Here is a 16,886-nt window from a genome sequence, read left to right as displayed (position 1 = left end):
CCTTTTTAAAGCTAATAAATGGTTTCAATTATTGAATGATTTAGAATTATGGGAAAGAAAAATATTTTAATCTGCGACAATAAAAGAGTATTTGTAAAAATGTTCAAAAAGAAATTTAATAAGGAATTTGAATTTACTGATGCTTTCTTTATGGAAGAAGAAGAAAACAAAATCAAAAATTTTGATCGGTTGATATTTGTTGTATATAATAAATTTGAACTCATCGAATTTTTAAAATTATATAAAGAAGGAACAGATATTTTAGTTTGTGTTTTTAATAAACAATTGTATAACAGTTTGTCCTTTTTAGAAGAATTTAATAATTTATTTTTACTGGATGGCTCAAAAACAAGAAAAGAAATTATAATAGATTTGCGAACCAATTTTAAAAATGGTCTGCATTTTAAACAGCAATTTTCAGAATCTATGTTTCCCGCTTATTCATTAGAGAATCAAACTTTTACTTCTTTAAAAACCAGAATCATGTCCTCAGTAGTCTAATCAGTAAATATTTTTTTAATATAGATATTATTTCGTGGCCCTGAAAATGTTGGATTAATAGTAAAGTGCTGTTTAAGAATTACTATCTGCTAAAATTGAAGTTGATATCTCAAATGATTCAAAATTTAGTAGTCCATATTTTTTAGCTGAAAAAAAATAAAAAGGAATTATAAAACAACAAACAAAAATGAAAGATTAATACGGCTTTTATTTATGCTAATGCCTTTTAGAACTATTTGAAACAAAAAAAAATAAAATAAATCCGATGTCATTATGATTTCTAATTGTTTGATTATAAGGTTTAAAGAATACAGATTAAATTATTATTAACTAAACACGCAAAAACAGTTACAATTTTAACATTAAACATGCGTTATCTATCAAGCAAACTTTTATTTTTGCGCCTTAATTTAACAAGTATAAGCATGAAAGATCTATTAGTAAAAATCAACGCCGAAATTGAAACATTCAAAACTGAAGCTGAATCTCTAACTGAAAAAGGTATTAAAGCTGCTGGAGCAAGAGCACGTAAATCAACTTTAGAACTTGAAAAACTTTTAAAAGAGTTCAGAAAAGTTTCTATCGAAGAATCTAAAAAATAGTATTTTTTTTTATTTAAAAAATACAACCTCGTTTATAGACTTAAACGAGGTTTTTTTATGTAAAAAAGTTTAGCAAACAAGAGCTTTTTTAAATTGAATTCCGATCAATAAAATTAAAAGGAACTTTCACTTGTCCTTTTTCTTTATTAAGAATCATTCGGGCAGCCGTTTCTCCCATAACATTAAAATCGGTCGACATAACCGTAATACCCAAAAGCTCTTTAAGAGGTGTGTCATTATAAGAGATTACCCCGATATCTTTTCCCAGGACAAATTCCTTGTCACGGATTTGTTTTACCAGATTTACAAGATCAGATTCTTCAATTGTGATAAACAAATCTCCTTTTTTAAGAATTATATCATCATAGACCTCACTCAGGATTTCAAAATTGATTTCATGTTCAACACAAAATTTTCTGAATCCATGGAGAATTCTTCTCGGATATGGATAAACCGCTTTATCAGGATAGACTAAAACCAGTTTATTGTATTTGGTTATTTTAGCCAGGCCTTCCTTTAGTGCATTATAAATGTCATTTTCAAAATCCTGATAAATTTTAATGACTTCACTTCCCATTCCCAGCTTAATATTATCCAGAATAACCAATTTTTCCTGAGGAATATTTCGAATTGCGTTTACAACTTCATCTGTAAAACTCAAATGTTTTAATTCGTCAGTTTTAAAATGTGTGGTAATAACATAATAATCGTATGCCCCCTCAAATTTGTCCAGTAAATTTAAAAACATCGTTTCATCGCAATGATAAATATGCAGGTCAGTATGAGCGTTTGCACCAAGTGTATTGATAAACGAACTGTAGGTTTTCATCTTATAGGCACTTAGCTTATTGGTTAGAAACAAGATATTCACCTTAGATTCCAGTTTTGTCCGGGTAATATAATACCCTTTTCCTCTGATCGAAGAAATTATTTTTCGTTCTTTTAGAATATTATAAGCTTTTTCAACAGTATCCCTCGACATATAAAACTCTTCGCTAAAACTATTTATCGAAGGTATTTTTTGATTTATCTTAAGATTTCCGTTGGCGATATTTTGCAGGATTGAGTCTACAATTTGTTTGTATTTTGGAACCCTTGAATCTTCATCTATTTTAATAAGTTTAATCATTGTGTAGGTCTTGTAAATTATCTCCTTAGTTATAAAGACATAATTTGAAATTATTTTTTAATCTAAGTCCATTGAAATATTTTAAAACCTTATTTTTCTTACAATACAAGCAGAACTAAATAAGCCTTCCTTTATATTTTTTGGAAATTTCTTAATTTTCACAGAATTGAGGATATGACAATTACGAAATCGATTGCTAAAATAGCAATTTTTAATTTATTTTTCTAATTTATTGTGGCTGTTCTTTGTAATTATCTTTGGATTTTAACAATAAAAACGTAATCTTAAAGGATAGTACAGGATAGTTTTGTTTTTTGCATTATCTTATTTTACAAAACCAGATTAACTATCAAATAACCACAAATAAAATTTAAATGGAATCATTACTGGGAATTATTTTTCACTCTATTGGGGGCTTTTCTTCAGGGAGTTTTTACATGCCTTTTAAAAAAGTAAAAAACTGGGCTTGGGAAAGCTATTGGCTCATCGGCGGCTTTTTTTCCTGGCTTATAGTTCCGCCAATTGCAGCTTATTTAACGATTCCGCATTTTGCTGAAATTATTGCAGCAGCTTCTCCATCTATAAAAGCATTTACTTTTTCGATGGGATTAATCTGGGGAATAGGTGGCTTAACTTACGGATTAGGAGTTCGTTATCTGGGAATGTCCTTAGGAAATTCTATTATACTTGGTTTCTGTTCTGCTTTTGGGGCTTTGGTGCCTTCCTTTTATTATGATTTATACCCAACCGCAGGCAAGATTTCGTTTAGTCACATGCTTTCTAATACTGGCGGGCAGGTCGTTTTATTTGGAGTCTTAATTTGTCTGATTGGAATTGCCGTTTCCGGAAAAGCCGGAATTCTCAAAGAAAAAGATTTTGCGGTAGGGCATGAAGATAAAGACAAAGATTTCAGCTTAGTAAAAGGGCTTATAATTGCTGTTATTTCAGGTATTTTAAGTTCGTTTTTTAATTACGGAATAGAAGCCGGAAAACCTATGGCAGAGCAAGCTGTTGTAAATGGCTGTAATCCGTTATTTCAGAATAATGTAACCTATATCGTTTTACTTTGGGGAGGATTAACAACAAATTTCATTTGGTGTATGTATCTTAATTTTAAAAATAAAACTTTTAGTGATTATACAAGCCCACAAGCACCAATAACGAAAAATATATTGTTTTCTGCACTTGCCGGAACCTTATGGTTTTTACAATTTTTCTTTTACGGCATGGGAGAAAGTAAATTAGGAAACGGTGCAAGTTCATGGATTCTGCATATGGCAACAATTATTCTGACAGCTAATTTCTGGGGATTTTATCTGAAGGAATGGTCGGGCGTTTCCAAAAAAACATTCAACACATTTCTTTTTGGAATAGGATTAATCATGCTTTCAATCGTTTTGGTAGGAATCGGAAATTCATTATAAATACAGCAACTAACCAACATATAATCAATGTCAAAAATAACCAATATGAATTTTAAGCACGTCAGCTATTTATGGGATGAGAGCAAAGCATCGGCTTTGGCAGGAGATGAAGTAGCGCTTTTTATTTATCGTTCCAATATACTGGGGGCCGACTTAAGGCTAACCAACTACGGAGGAGGCAACACCTCGGTAAAGATAACAGACAAAGACCCCTTAACGGGAAGCAGCTCAGAAGTAATGTGGATCAAGGGCTCGGGAGGCGATATCGGCACACTGACCAAATCGGGCTGTGCAGCCCTGTATTTAGAAAGACTCCGCAATCTGGAAAACGTTTACAGGGGCATTGAATTCGAGGACGAAATGGTGGAACTTTTTAACCACTGTATTTTTGATCTGGCTTCAAAAGCACCATCAATCGACACACCCTTGCACGGGTTTTTGCCCTTCAAACACATCGACCACCTGCACCCCGATGCAGCCATCGCCATTGCAGCGGCCAAAGACGGGGCGAGAATCACCGAAGAACTATTTGACGGCGAAATCGGCTGGGTAGGCTGGCAGCGTCCGGGTTTCGACCTTGGATTACAATTAAGGGCATGCCTTGAAGAAGCAGCCAAAAAAGGAAAAAAACTAAGAGGCATCATGCTGGGCTCCCACGGACTATTTACCTGGGGGGACACCTCATACGAAAGTTATATCAACACACTGGAAGTAATTGAGAAATGTGCTGAATACCTGGAGAACAGCTACGGAAAAAAACGTCCCGTATTCGGAGGACAAAAAATACAAAGCTTACCGGAAAACGAACGTAAAGTAAAAGCGGCAAAAGTGGCCCCGATTTTAAGAGGGTTCTGCTCGTCAGAGCGCCAGATGATTGGTCATTATACCGACGATGCGAGGGTTCTGGAATTCATCAACTCAAATGATCTGGATAAACTGGCCCCGCTAGGGACTTCCTGTCCGGACCATTTTTTGAGAACCAAAATCAGCCCGTTGGTACTCGAACTCGATCCAAACGAGGACCTGTCCGACCCGGAAGCCGTAAAAGCAAAACTAAAACCTGCTTTTGAAGCCTACAGAACATTATACAAAGAATATTACAACAACTGTAAGAAAGATAATTCGCCAGCCATGCGTGACCCAAACCCAGTGGTAATATTATATCCGGGAGTTGGAATGTTCACTTTTGCCAAAGACAAAACCATGGCACGACTGGCATCAGAATATTACATCAATGCAGTAAATGTGATGAAAGGCGCCGAAGCCGTTTCAGAATACACCTCACTTCCGCATCAGGAAGCCTTTGATATCGAATACTGGTTACTCGAAGAAGCCAAGCTCCAAAGAATGCCAAAACCAAAAGCACTCTCCGGAAGGGTAGCACTGATTACCGGATCGGGCGGAGGAATAGGCAAGGCGATAGCAAAGAAATTTGCCCAGGAAGGCGCCTGTGTGATCATCAACGATATCAACGAGGAACGCCTGCAGGAAACAACAGCAGATTTCATTAAATCATTTGGAAAAGATACCGTTGCAGGCACATTATTGAATGTCACCGATGAGAAAAGCACAGAAAAGGCATTAGACGAAGCTTGTCTGGCATTTGGAGGCGTGGACATTGTGGTGAACAATGCCGGGATCAGTATCTCCAAATCAATAGCCGAACACAGCCTTGAGGAATGGGACCGCTTATACGATATCCTGGTAAAAGGGCAGTTCATAGTTTCAAAAGCTGCAATAGAAGTCATGCGCAAACAGGGATTTGGCGGTGATATCGTAAACATCGTATCCAAGAATGCGGTAGTTGCAGGCCCTAACAATCCGGGTTACGGCTCGGCCAAAGCCGCCCAGGCACACCTCACGCGCCTTATGGCGGCAGAACTGGGTACGGATAAAATCCGTGTGAACACGGTAAACCCCGATGCAGTGATCTCCGACTCGAACATCTGGTCGGGAGGCTGGGCAGAAGGACGCGCAAAAGCATACGGGGTTACCGTAGAGGAGCTTCCGGCATACTATGCCAAACGCACCTTACTGAATGAAATCATATTGCCCGATGATATTGCAAACGCCTGTTTTGCATTTGTAGGCGGTTTACTGGGTAAATCGACCGGAAATGCACTAAACGTAGACGGTGGCGTTGCAATGGGCTTCTATAGATAATAATTAGTTTTTTTAAGTTTGTTTAAGCAAAAGTGGTTTTTTGTAATATCTAACGTTCGATCACTCGGACGTTAGATTTTTTAAACAATACGAAATCAATTATAAAAAAATAAAAAATTATAAAGAAAAACAGGAGTTATTTTTATACATTGAAAACTCTATTAAAATACCATAAAATATGTTAATCGGATCCAATAAAATAGAATCTCATAACGAAGAACTATTAAAAAAACATACAAATAAACTGGCTTTTACAGCAACTGAAATTGGTGATACAGAGTCAATTATTCAAAAACTGATTGATTTTCAAATCGCAATTCCGTCTTGGGCATTAGGCACTGGAGGAACTAGATTCGGACGTTTTGCGGGCGGTGGAGAACCTCGCTCATTAGAAGAAAAAATTGAAGATGTAGGTTTGCTTCATGCTTTAAACAATGCTTCGGGGGCTATTTCTTTGCATATTCCGTGGGATATTCCGACAGATCACAATGCTATAAAAGCTTTGGCAGCACAACATAATTTAAAGTTTGATGCCGTTAATTCCAATACTTTTCAGGATCAGGCAAATGCAGAACATTCTTATCGCTACGGTTCTTTACAAAATGTAAACAAAGCTGTTCGCAAGCAGGCAATTGCTCACAATATAGAAGTAATTCAGCAAGGAATTGCCTTAGGATCCGAATCTTTAACGATCTGGCTAGCCGATGGTTCTAATTTTCCGGGACAATTAAATTTCCGTAAAGCATACCAAAATACATTAGAAAGTTTAGAAGAAATCTATGATGCATTGCCTTCAAACTGGAAATTGTTTTTAGAATACAAATGCGCAGAGCCTAATTTTTATTCGACAACCGTTGCAGATTGGGGACAATCCTATTCATACGTAAAAAAATTAGGTGACAAAGCACAAACCCTTGTAGATTTAGGGCATCATCTTCCAAATGCCAATATAGAACAAATTGTTTCTTTATTATTAATGGAAAACAAATTAGGCGGATTCCACTTTAATGATTCGAAATACGGAGATGATGATTTAACTGCCGGAGCATTAAAACCTTATCAGTTATTCTTGATTTTTAATGAATTAGTAGAGGGAATGGATGCCAGAGGAATGAACCACGCCAAAGATTTGGGCTGGATGATTGATGCTTCTCATAACATAAAAGACCCTTTAGAAGATTTATTGCAATCTGTTGAAGCGATTATGATTGCTTATGCTCAGGCTCTTTCAGTAGACAGAAAAGCATTGGAGATTGCTCAGAATGAAAATGATGTAGTAAAAGCACAGGAAATTTTGCAAAACGCTTTCCGTACAGATGTGCGTGCTTTGGTTGCCGAAGCCCGTTTGCGCTCGGGAGCAGCATTAAATCCTGTAGAATTATACCGCAGTCTTGCAGTCAGAAAAAATCTGATTGGAGAAAGAGGATTAAAAACGATGGCTACAGGCTTATAAAAATTCTAAAATGAATGTAGTTGCAATTTTTGATATTGGAAAAACAAACAAGAAGGTATTTTTATTCAATGAAAATTATAAAATTGTTTGGGAAAAATCAGTAAATCTTGATGAAACAGTCGATGAAGATGGTTTTCCCTGTGAAGATATCGAAGTCCTTAAAAACTGGATACTCGAGCGATTATCAGAAATAAAAAATTTATCAGACTATGTTCTGAAAGCAATTAATTTCAGCACATACGGTGCCAGCTTTGTATACATTGGCAAAAATGGTGAAGTTCTGACGCCTCTTTATAATTATCTGAAAGAGTATCCCGAAGACTTAAAGAATCATTTTTATCAAAAATATAAAGGCAAGGAAGCCTTTGCAGTCAAAACGGCCTCACCGGTTTTGGGAAGTCTAAATTCGGGAATGCAGATTTACAGACTGAAAGAAGAAAAGCAGGAGCTTTTTGATGAAATTCAATATTGTCTTCACCTGCCTCAATATTTAAGTTATCTTTTAACCAATGAAGCGTATTCTGATATTACAAGTATTGGATGCCATACCAATCTTTGGAATTTTAAAAAGATGAAATACCATAAATGGCTTAAAAAAGAAGGTATAAAACAGAAGCTTCCACCGTTGCATTACGGGAAAGATGTGATAAAAAAAGAGGATAATTTAGCTGTGGGTGTAGGTCTGCACGATAGTTCGTCAGCGATTATCCCTTATACTATTAATTTTACAGAACCTTTTGTTTTGTTGTCAACAGGAACATGGAGTATTTCACTGAATCCATTCAATAATAAACCATTAACTTTTGAAGAATTACAGTACGATTGCCTGTGCTACATGCAATATACTGAAAAACCGGTTAAGGCTGCCCGTTTGTTTTCCGGCAATGAACATGAAGTTCAGACCAAAAGATTAGCAGAACATTTTAATGTTGCAATTGATACGTATAAAGAAGTTTATTTTGATAAAAAAATAGTTTCAAATCTACGGGCACTCACTTTTTCTTTTATTTATCCAAAGAAATATGAATTCGATATTCTTAAAGAATGCCCTTTTCAAAAAAGAGATCTTTCCAGTTTTAAAAGCTACGAAATTGCTTATCATCAGTTAATGATGGATATTGTTGAACAACAGTTTTTTTCGACTAATTTAGTAATTCATAATAGTCCTGTAAAGAAGATTTTTGTAGATGGAGGTTTCAGTAAGAATTCTATTTTTATGAACTTGTTGGCTGAAACTTTTCCCGACATAGAAGTTTATGCCGCATCGATGGCACAGGCCAGCGCGTTGGGCGCAGCATTGGCAATTCATGAAAACTGGAACCCAAAGCCCATCCAGAACGATTTAATTGATTTGAAATTTTACAAACATTAGAAATTAAATTAAAAATTAAAAAAATCTGCTCAATCTGCCTGATCTGCGTGAGAAATATGGCCAGAGATTGTAAGATTAAATGATTTTGTTTCACGCAGATTTGGCAGATAGAGAAGATTCTATTTTTTTTATATAATCCGTTATGGATAATCTTATGGAGATATTTGCTTAAATAAAATAATTACCCAAAATATGAAAGTTGGACTTTTTATACCATGTTATGTCGATCAGTTTTATCCAAAAGTAGCAATTGCAACGTATGAACTTTTGCAGAAATTAGGTTGTGATGTCTATTTTCCGATGGGACAGACTTGTTGCGGACAGCCAATGGCTAATAGTGGTTATGCTCATTTAACAAAAGGCTGTGACGCCAATTTTATCAATAATTTTTCAGGATTTGATTATATAGTTTGTCCATCAGGAAGTTGCGTCCTGCATGTAAAAGATCATTTGCATGATGATAAAATGCAGGATTTAGTAGATCAATTGCGTAAAAAAGTTTTTGAATTAACAGAGTTTATTACTGATATATTGAAAATTGACCGCATAGAAGGAAATTTTCCATATAGGGTCGGAATGCACCAAAGCTGTCACGGACAACGCGGACTAAAACTTTCGCAAATGACTGAATTGAACGCGCCGGCTTTCTCTAAACCCGAACAATTGCTTCATAATATAAAAGGATTAGATTTGGTATCGCTTTCGCGAAAAGACGAATGCTGTGGTTTTGGAGGTACTTTTTGTGTAACTGAAGAAGCCGTTTCTGTAAAAATGGGGCAAGACAGGATTAAAGATCATCAAAACCAGAATGTAGATTACATAACAGGTGGTGACATGTCGTGCTTAATGCATTTGGAAGGAATTCTGAAGAGGCAGAAAAGCAATATCAAAACGATCCATATAGCCGAAATATTAAATTCCTTCGAAAATTAAAATTAAGATCTTTCGATATTCATTTTAATTCATAAAAAATGTCTTCAAAAAAAACAATAGAACACAGCGAAGCAGCAGCACGTTTTAATAAAGATACAGAACGTGTAAACTGGCATGATGAAACGCTTTGGTTTGTTCGTGCAAAACGTGACAAATCGGCGCACCAAATTCAGGACTGGGAATTGCTGCGAGAAACGGCTTCGGAAATTAAAAATAATGTACTCTCTAATATTCATGATTATTTAGTTGAATTTGAAGCTAATGCTAAAAAAAACGGAATAATTGTGCATTGGGCAGCCGATGCAAAAGAACATAACGAAATAGTATATTCGATTATGGCAAAACATGATGCGAAGCAGATTGTTAAGTCAAAATCAATGTTGACAGAAGAATGTCATTTAAATGAATATTTGGCTCAAAAAGGGATTGACGTAATTGATTCTGATCTCGGAGAACGAATTGTTCAGTTAAGAAAAGAACCGCCAAGTCATATTGTTTTGCCTGCAATTCATCTTAAAAAAGAAGATGTCAGCGAGACTTTTCACGATCATCTGGGAACAGAAAAAGGCAATAACGATCCTCAATATTTAACCGAAGCAGCACGTTTGCACTTACGCGATACTTTTCTGACCCGCAAAGCTGCTTTGACCGGAGTAAATTTTGCCATAGCAGAAACCGGCGAATTTGTAGTTTGTACCAATGAAGGAAATGCCGATATGGGCGCACATCTGGCAGATGTGCATATTGCCTGTATGGGGTTTGAAAAGCTTATTCCGCAACGAAAACATCTTGGGGTTTTCCTGCGATTATTGGCCAGAAGTGCAACAGGACAGCCTATTACCACCTTTTCGAGTCATTTTAAGAAACCAAGAGAAGGCAAAGAAATACATGTAGTTATTGTAGACAATGGCAGAAGTACACAATTAGGCAGAGAAGATTTCAGGAACTCGTTAAAATGTATTCGTTGCGGTGCCTGCATGAATACCTGTCCTGTCTACAGACGAAGCGGCGGACATAGCTATCACAATGCTGTTGCCGGTCCGATTGGGTCTATTTTAGCGCCCAACTTAGACATGAGCAAAAATGCCGATCTGCCATTTGCAAGCACACTTTGTGGCTCTTGTACCAATGTTTGCCCTGTTAAGATTGATATTCACGATCAATTATACAAATGGCGTCAGGTTTTGGTAAAAGAAGGCCACACACCAACTGCAAAAACTGTAGCGATGAAAACGATGGCAACGGTTTTGGCTAATCCGACAATTTTTAATCTGGCAGGAAAATCAGGAAGATTTGTAATGAAAAATGCTCCTATGCTGGTAAACAATAAAATGAACAAATGGTACGACCAACGCGAAATGCCAGATGTTCCGCAGGAATCTTTCAGAGAATGGTATAAGAAAAATTCGAGAGAAGCTAAAGCGAAAAAAGATGAGCAGTAAAGAACAGATTTTAAAAAAAATAAAACAAAACCAACCGGGTTTTGTAACAGAACTGCCTGACTTAAATGTTTTAGGTTCAGAAAGTTTTGATATTCTGGAAACTTATAAAACAGTTTTAAAGGGTATTGGAGGAGATTTTGAAGAAGTGGCGAATTATGATGAAGTCATTGCCTATATCAAGAATAATTATGTATTAAATAAACGCATCATTTCAACAATTCCCGAGCTTTCTGAAATTGCCAGTCTGAACTGGAAAAATGATGACCCGCACTCACTTGAAGATGTGGAACTGACAATTGTAAAAGCCCATTTTGGAGTAGCAGAAAACAGCGCACTTTGGGTCACAGATGATCTTCTAGGACAGCGTGTCGCACCATTTATTGCGCAGTATCTGGCCATTATTGTGCATAAAAAAGACATTATTGCCACTATGCATCAGGCATATGACAAAATTGCAAATCAGGATTATGGTTTTGCAACTTTTATTGCAGGGCCTTCCAAAACAGCAGACATTGAACAATCTTTGGTTTTGGGCGCGCATGGCGCAAGAGGGCTTATTGTTTTTTTAATGGATTGATAATCTATTTTATAAAAGATAGAAGAGGACTTAAAAAGCCTCTTTTTTTTGTTATATAAATCCCAATTCTTAGGTATCCATAAATTAAAAGTTTATTTTTATAGTTATGGATAACAAAAAAAATAAGAATGAAAAACGGAAAAGATCTAAGAGCAATTGCTTATGGAGAAGTACTGTGGGATGTTTTTGGTGATGAAAAAAAAATCGGAGGAGCACCCTTAAATGTGGCACTTCGTATGAAGAGCCTGGGCTGTAATGCAGGAATGATAAGCTGTGTCGGGAATGATGAAAACGGAGAAAAGATTATCGACAGCATTAAAAATTCGGGACTGGAAACTTCGGCTATTACCATCTCAGAAGAATTTCCAACAGGAATAGTGCAGGTTACCTTAGACGAAAGCGGATCTGCAAGTTATGAAATACAATACCCTTCGGCCTGGGATAAAATTATCCTCAATGACTCAGCGAAATTATTGATCAAAGAAGCTGATATTCTCATTTATGGAAGCCTGATTTGCAGAGATCAGGTTTCGAGAAAAACATTGGAAGAAATACTTCAAAATGATATTTATAAAGTTTTTGATGTCAATCTCAGAAAACCACATTACACTTATGAACTTCTCGAAAATTTAATGAAGAGCGCTGATTTTATTAAATTTAATGACGAAGAAATACTAGAAATAGCCTCAGCTTTAAAATCTCCTCATACAAATATTCGGGAAAATATTGCATTCATAGCGTCGCAAACTCAGACAGAAGCTATTTGTGTAACCAGAGGAAAAAATGGTGCTTTACTATACTGGAAAGGAAACTTATATGAAAATGACGGATATCCCGTCAAAGTTGCAGATACAGTAGGAGCGGGTGATTCTTTTTTAGCCACTTTGATCACTTCATTGCATACAGGAAAAGAGCCTCAGGATTCAATTGATTATGCTTGTGCCGTAGGTGCCTTAGTAGCGGCATCGCCAGGAGCTAATCCGCAGATTTCTGATTCAGCCATTAACGAATTCATGAATAAAAAACATTTGTGATAAAAATACAAGCCTTAAGTCGTAATTTAAGGATATTTTTTGGCTAGTTTCTTTATAAGGAATGTTTCGTTAAAACAAATAAAGAAAAATAAAATCTTATTAAGTTAGACCTAAAAGTATCATTTTCGCATTTATTTTATAAAATTTTGTAAAATAAGCTTATAATTGTGCTTTCTACACACTAGTAAAAACACATTTTTATTTTGAAGCATTTTGTTTTACATGTTCTGCTGCTGTTAGGTTTTTCTGTTTTAGGTTTTTCTCAGGAGTATCCGGTTAAATTTCTGGATATCTCCGACGGATTATCTAACAACTCTGTTACGACCATTTTTCAGGATAATGATGGCTACATGTGGTTTGGAACTTATGACGGATTAAACCGATATGACGGATATAATTTTAAAGTTTACCGAAACAGGATAAACGACAAAAAATCGCTATCCTTCAATACGATTTATAATATTGAAGGCGATTCAAAGAAAAATATCTGGGTTGGGGGATCAAATGGAATTTGCATTTATAATAAAACAAAAGCAACATTTCACCCTGTAGAATATGTGTTTTCAAATCATAAGCCAAAAATTCTAACAGACATTATTCATCAGACAAGTGCTGTTGCTGATAATCTGGTATTAGTGGCCTCTCAGAATTTGGGTTTAATTGCTTTTGAAAATGGTTCGTTTGTCGGAAAACATATTCCGCTCAAAGTTTTGGGAAATAAAATCAGCATTGATACTTATGATGCAATTGCCATTCAGCATGACAGAAAAAATAACAGCTGTTGGGTTTATATCCGCAACATCGGAATCAGCAATTACAATTATAAATCAAAAAGTTTAAAGGTTGTTTTTCCGCTTTCTATTGAAGTAAAAGCAATGAAGTTTTCTGCCGAAGGGAATTTGTGGCTTGGAACTGATGAAGGACTTTTTCTCTTCGATTTAAAAAAAGGAACACTATCGGAGAATTATTTTGCTGAGAAGTGCAGCGTTTCTGATATTCTTCCGGATAAGAAAAAAGAACTCTGGATTACAACAGACGGCTGCGGAATTTATAAGGTTGCAAGTACAGGCAAAAAAGCAGTTACTTATAATGCTTTGAAAAATAAACCGCTTGTAAAAAGTAATTCTGTCTGGAGTTTGTACGAAGACAAATCGGGAAACAAGTGGTTTGGAACTTTAAGAGGCGGGATAAGTATGCTGAGCAATACACCCAAATATTTTAAAACCATCCGATACAACTCAAACGATCCTGCCGACAACTTTATTTTGTCATTTTGCGAAGATGAAAAACACAATTTGTGGGTAGGTACAGATGGAGCCGGACTAAAATACTGGGACAGAAAAAACAATACTTTTATAAACTACAGTAATAAACTTTCCAGCGGATTTATTACCGGAATTGTACGCGATAATAATAATGAGATCTGGTTATCAACATGGGCAGGCGGAGTGAATAAAATTAATCCGAAGACCAATACTGTCACTCATTTTTCGTGTTATAACCCTTTTACCAAACAAACTGAAAAGAACATATGGTTTGTACATAAAGATTTAGAAGGAAATATATGGGCAAGCGCAACCAACGAAGGGTGCCTGTATCTTTTTGACAGACAGAAAAATAGTTTTGTGCTTTTTGATAAATCCATCACAAATTTGCAATGCCTTACTGAAACAAGTGACGGAAAATTGTGGGCAGGAAATTACACTTCTCTTTTTTCTATTGAAAAAAATAATCGTAAAATAAATAAAATCGCAATAGGAAATCCTATCAGGAATATCCACGAAGATAAGGACAAAAACTTATGGCTGGCAACTCAGGAAGGCGGATTGTTATTATTTGACAGAAAAACAAATACATTCAAAAGACTTACTACAGACGATGGTCTGCCTTCAAACACCATTTTGAGAATCCTTGAAGACAAAGAAGGAAATTTATGGATGAGTACCTACAATGGTATTTGCAGGTTTGATAAAAAAAGAAGAACATTTAGGAATTTCTCCGTAAATGACGGACTTCAGAGCAACCAGTTTAGTTTTAATGCCGGAATTAAATTAGCCACAGGAGAATTTCTGTTTGGAGGAATAAATGGCTTTAACATCTTTTTTCCGGAAGCGATAAAAGGTTTTAATCAGAAAAATAATTTATTGCTGACGGATTTTTATGTCAATAACCAGCCAGTCGAAGAAACAAATGCTGAAATAGTTTCGGAACAGGATTCTGATAAGACAAAAGAAGTGAGTCTCTCGTATGATCAAACGACTTTGTCATTAGAATTTGTTGCGTTGAATTATAACAATGCCGACAAAATAAATTATGCCTATTATCTGGAAGGCTGGGACGAACAATGGAATTATGTCGGGCAAACCAGAAAAGCAAATTATTCCAGGTTACCGGAAGGGAAATATGTTTTTAAAGTTAAAACAACCAATTTTAAAGGGGGATGGAATAAAGAGGAAAGTCTTATCAACATAACCGTTTTGCCGCCCTGGTATAGAACCTGGTGGGCTTATACGTTGTATTTGTTGATAGGTATTGCCGGGATTTTGGCTTATATCAGATACAATAAAAATAAGGAAGAATTAAAATATAAGGTAAAAATTGCCGAATTAGAAAGCAAAAAAGAAAAGGAGATAGCCGAAAAACAATCGTCTATGTTTACGTATATCTCACATGAATTCAGAACACCGCTTTCGCTGATTATAAATCCGTTGAAAAAAGCGGTTCAAAAAGAAAATGTCGAAAATGGTTCTTCCGGAAGTGATTTGGCTATTGCCCATAGAAACGCAAGAAGACTTTTGAGCCTGGTAGATCAATTATTACTTTTTCGTAAAGCCGAAAATGATGCAGATTCTCTTAGATTGTCTGCGATAAATGTAAATAGTCTTTGTAATGAAGTCTATCAGTGTTTTGTAAATCAGGCAAAAGAAAAAAACATTAGGTACAATTTTACTATTCCGGACCATGAAATTGAAATTATTGGAGATTACGAAAAAATCGAAATTTCCTTATTCAATTTAATGTCCAACGCTTTTAAATATACACCAGCCGGAGGAGAAATAAACCTTAATCTTTCTGAAAATGCAACCGAAGTAATGTTGGAAATTTCGGATAATGGAGATGGTATCGAAAAGAAAGATATTGAAGTGATCTTTGAAAAATTCAAACAAATTAATTCTAAAGTTTCGGTAGGAACCGGTTTTGGAATCGGACTTTATATCGTAAAATATTTTGTAGACAAACATAAAGGAAAAGTAAGCTGCACCAGTGAAATTGGCAAAGGAAGCATCTTTAAATTAACCTTCTTAAAAGGAAGCAGTCATTTTAAAGATATCGAAATCACAAATGTTATTGCAAAAAGAAGCCAGCTGTTTGATGAGCTTATAATTGATGATGGCGAAGAAAACAAGTCGGTAAATATAGTTTCAGAAAGTGATTTTCAGAAAGTAATGCTCACAAATAAGCGTACCATCCTGATTATTGATGATAATGCAGAAATAAGGGCATATCTTCTAAAACTATTTTCTGAGGCGTATGTTGTTTTTAGTGCAGAAAACGGGGAAGAAGGATTAAAAGAAACCAAAAAGCATATGCCCGACTTAGTAATCAGCGACATTACTATGGACAGCATGGATGGCCTGGAATTGTGCAGGAAAATAAAAGAAGACAATGCATTATCACACATTCCCGTAATATTACTTACAGCTTCAAAAAATCCCGAAACCCATCTTCAGGGAATAAGTGACGGTGCAGATGATTATATCACCAAGCCTTTTGATGATGATATTCTCATGGCACGTGTAGAATCGTTATTGAAAAACAGGAGTATGCTGCGCAAGTATTTCTTGGACAGTATTACACTTAAGGAAAACAATCAGAAAGTTCCGTTAGAGTATCAGGAAATCTTAAAAAAGTGTATTGATATTGTCGAAGCAAATATTCATAAAAGAGATTTTACAATCAAAAACTTTGCTCTCGAAATGGGGATGAGCCACAGAACGCTTTATACCAAAATCAAAATTATTTCGGGGCAGACCTTAAATGCTTTTATTCGCTCAGTGAGAATAAGAAGAGCAGCCATGCTCATGCTAACTGAGGATATTAATATAACACAAGCAAGCGCTGAAGTTGGTTTTGAAGATCCGAAATATTTCAGGCAGCAATTTGTAAAGCTTTTTGGAATGACTCCATCAGAATACATCAAAAAATATAAAAGTTCATTTAATTCAGATTTAAACGTAATCAAATAAGACCGTTTT

At 35.6% G+C, this 16,886-nt stretch carries 12 protein-coding genes; 11 read left to right on the top strand and 1 reads right to left on the bottom strand.

The genetic code is table 11. The features are described from left to right. Positions 1-48: 48 nt before the first annotated feature. Positions 49-501, top strand: coding sequence for a hypothetical protein (locus JOD96_RS05655; protein ID WP_209563295.1), 453 nt, complete (start codon positions 49-51; stop codon positions 499-501). 425 nt (positions 502-926) lie between these two features. Further along, positions 927-1,103, top strand: a complete 177-nt coding sequence (locus JOD96_RS05650) for a histone H1 (RefSeq protein WP_116752766.1) — start codon at positions 927-929, stop codon at positions 1,101-1,103. 88 nt (positions 1,104-1,191) lie between these two features. Here JOD96_RS05650 and JOD96_RS05645 read toward each other — a convergent pair whose 3' ends face one another. Next, on the bottom strand, positions 1,192-2,232 hold the full coding sequence (locus tag JOD96_RS05645; RefSeq protein WP_209563294.1) for a GntR family transcriptional regulator: 1,041 nt from the start codon (positions 2,230-2,232) through the stop codon (positions 1,192-1,194). 374 nt (positions 2,233-2,606) lie between these two features. On the opposite strand from JOD96_RS05645, the gene rhaT reads away from it, so the two are divergent. From rhaT to JOD96_RS05600, 9 genes are all read left to right on the top strand, one after another. Further along, positions 2,607-3,656, top strand: coding sequence for an L-rhamnose/proton symporter RhaT (rhaT, locus tag JOD96_RS05640; RefSeq protein WP_209563293.1), 1,050 nt, complete (start codon positions 2,607-2,609; stop codon positions 3,654-3,656). 27 nt (positions 3,657-3,683) lie between these two features. Further along, a complete protein-coding gene (locus JOD96_RS05635; protein WP_209563292.1) occupies positions 3,684-5,819 on the top strand; it encodes a bifunctional aldolase/short-chain dehydrogenase in 2,136 nt (711 codons plus the stop codon). A gap of 178 nt (positions 5,820-5,997) precedes the next feature. Further along, positions 5,998-7,272 carry a TIM barrel protein gene (locus JOD96_RS05630; RefSeq protein ID WP_209563291.1) on the top strand — a complete coding sequence of 425 codons (1,275 nt, stop codon included), beginning with the start codon at positions 5,998-6,000 and terminating at the stop codon, positions 7,270-7,272. 10 nt (positions 7,273-7,282) lie between these two features. Further along, positions 7,283-8,644 (top strand): FGGY-family carbohydrate kinase, encoded by a 1,362-nt coding sequence (locus tag JOD96_RS05625; protein WP_209563290.1) that lies wholly within the window; start codon positions 7,283-7,285, stop codon positions 8,642-8,644. A gap of 192 nt (positions 8,645-8,836) precedes the next feature. Next, positions 8,837-9,577 (top strand): (Fe-S)-binding protein, encoded by a 741-nt coding sequence (locus tag JOD96_RS05620; RefSeq protein ID WP_209563289.1) that lies wholly within the window; start codon positions 8,837-8,839, stop codon positions 9,575-9,577. 38 nt (positions 9,578-9,615) lie between these two features. Further along, a complete protein-coding gene (locus JOD96_RS05615) occupies positions 9,616-11,019 on the top strand; it encodes a lactate utilization protein B (RefSeq protein WP_209563288.1) in 1,404 nt (467 codons plus the stop codon). Then, entirely contained in the window at positions 11,009-11,596 is a 588-nt protein-coding gene (locus JOD96_RS05610) for a lactate utilization protein C (RefSeq protein WP_209563287.1), read from the top strand. Before JOD96_RS05615 ends, JOD96_RS05610 begins: the two co-directional genes overlap by 11 nt. A gap of 128 nt (positions 11,597-11,724) precedes the next feature. Continuing rightward, positions 11,725-12,630 (top strand): carbohydrate kinase family protein, encoded by a 906-nt coding sequence (locus tag JOD96_RS05605; RefSeq protein WP_209563286.1) that lies wholly within the window; start codon positions 11,725-11,727, stop codon positions 12,628-12,630. Between the two features lie 203 nt (positions 12,631-12,833). Further along, positions 12,834-16,877: a hybrid sensor histidine kinase/response regulator transcription factor gene (locus tag JOD96_RS05600; RefSeq protein ID WP_209563285.1), complete on the top strand. Its 4,044-nt coding sequence runs from the start codon at positions 12,834-12,836 to the stop codon at positions 16,875-16,877. Positions 16,878-16,886 lie beyond the last annotated feature (9 nt).

The sequence above is a fragment of the Flavobacterium sp. 1355 genome (assembly GCF_017833415.1).
Lineage (GTDB): Bacteria > Bacteroidota > Bacteroidia > Flavobacteriales > Flavobacteriaceae > Flavobacterium.
Note: the sequence above shows the minus strand (reverse complement) of the source record. Positions and strands in the feature narration are given on the sequence as shown.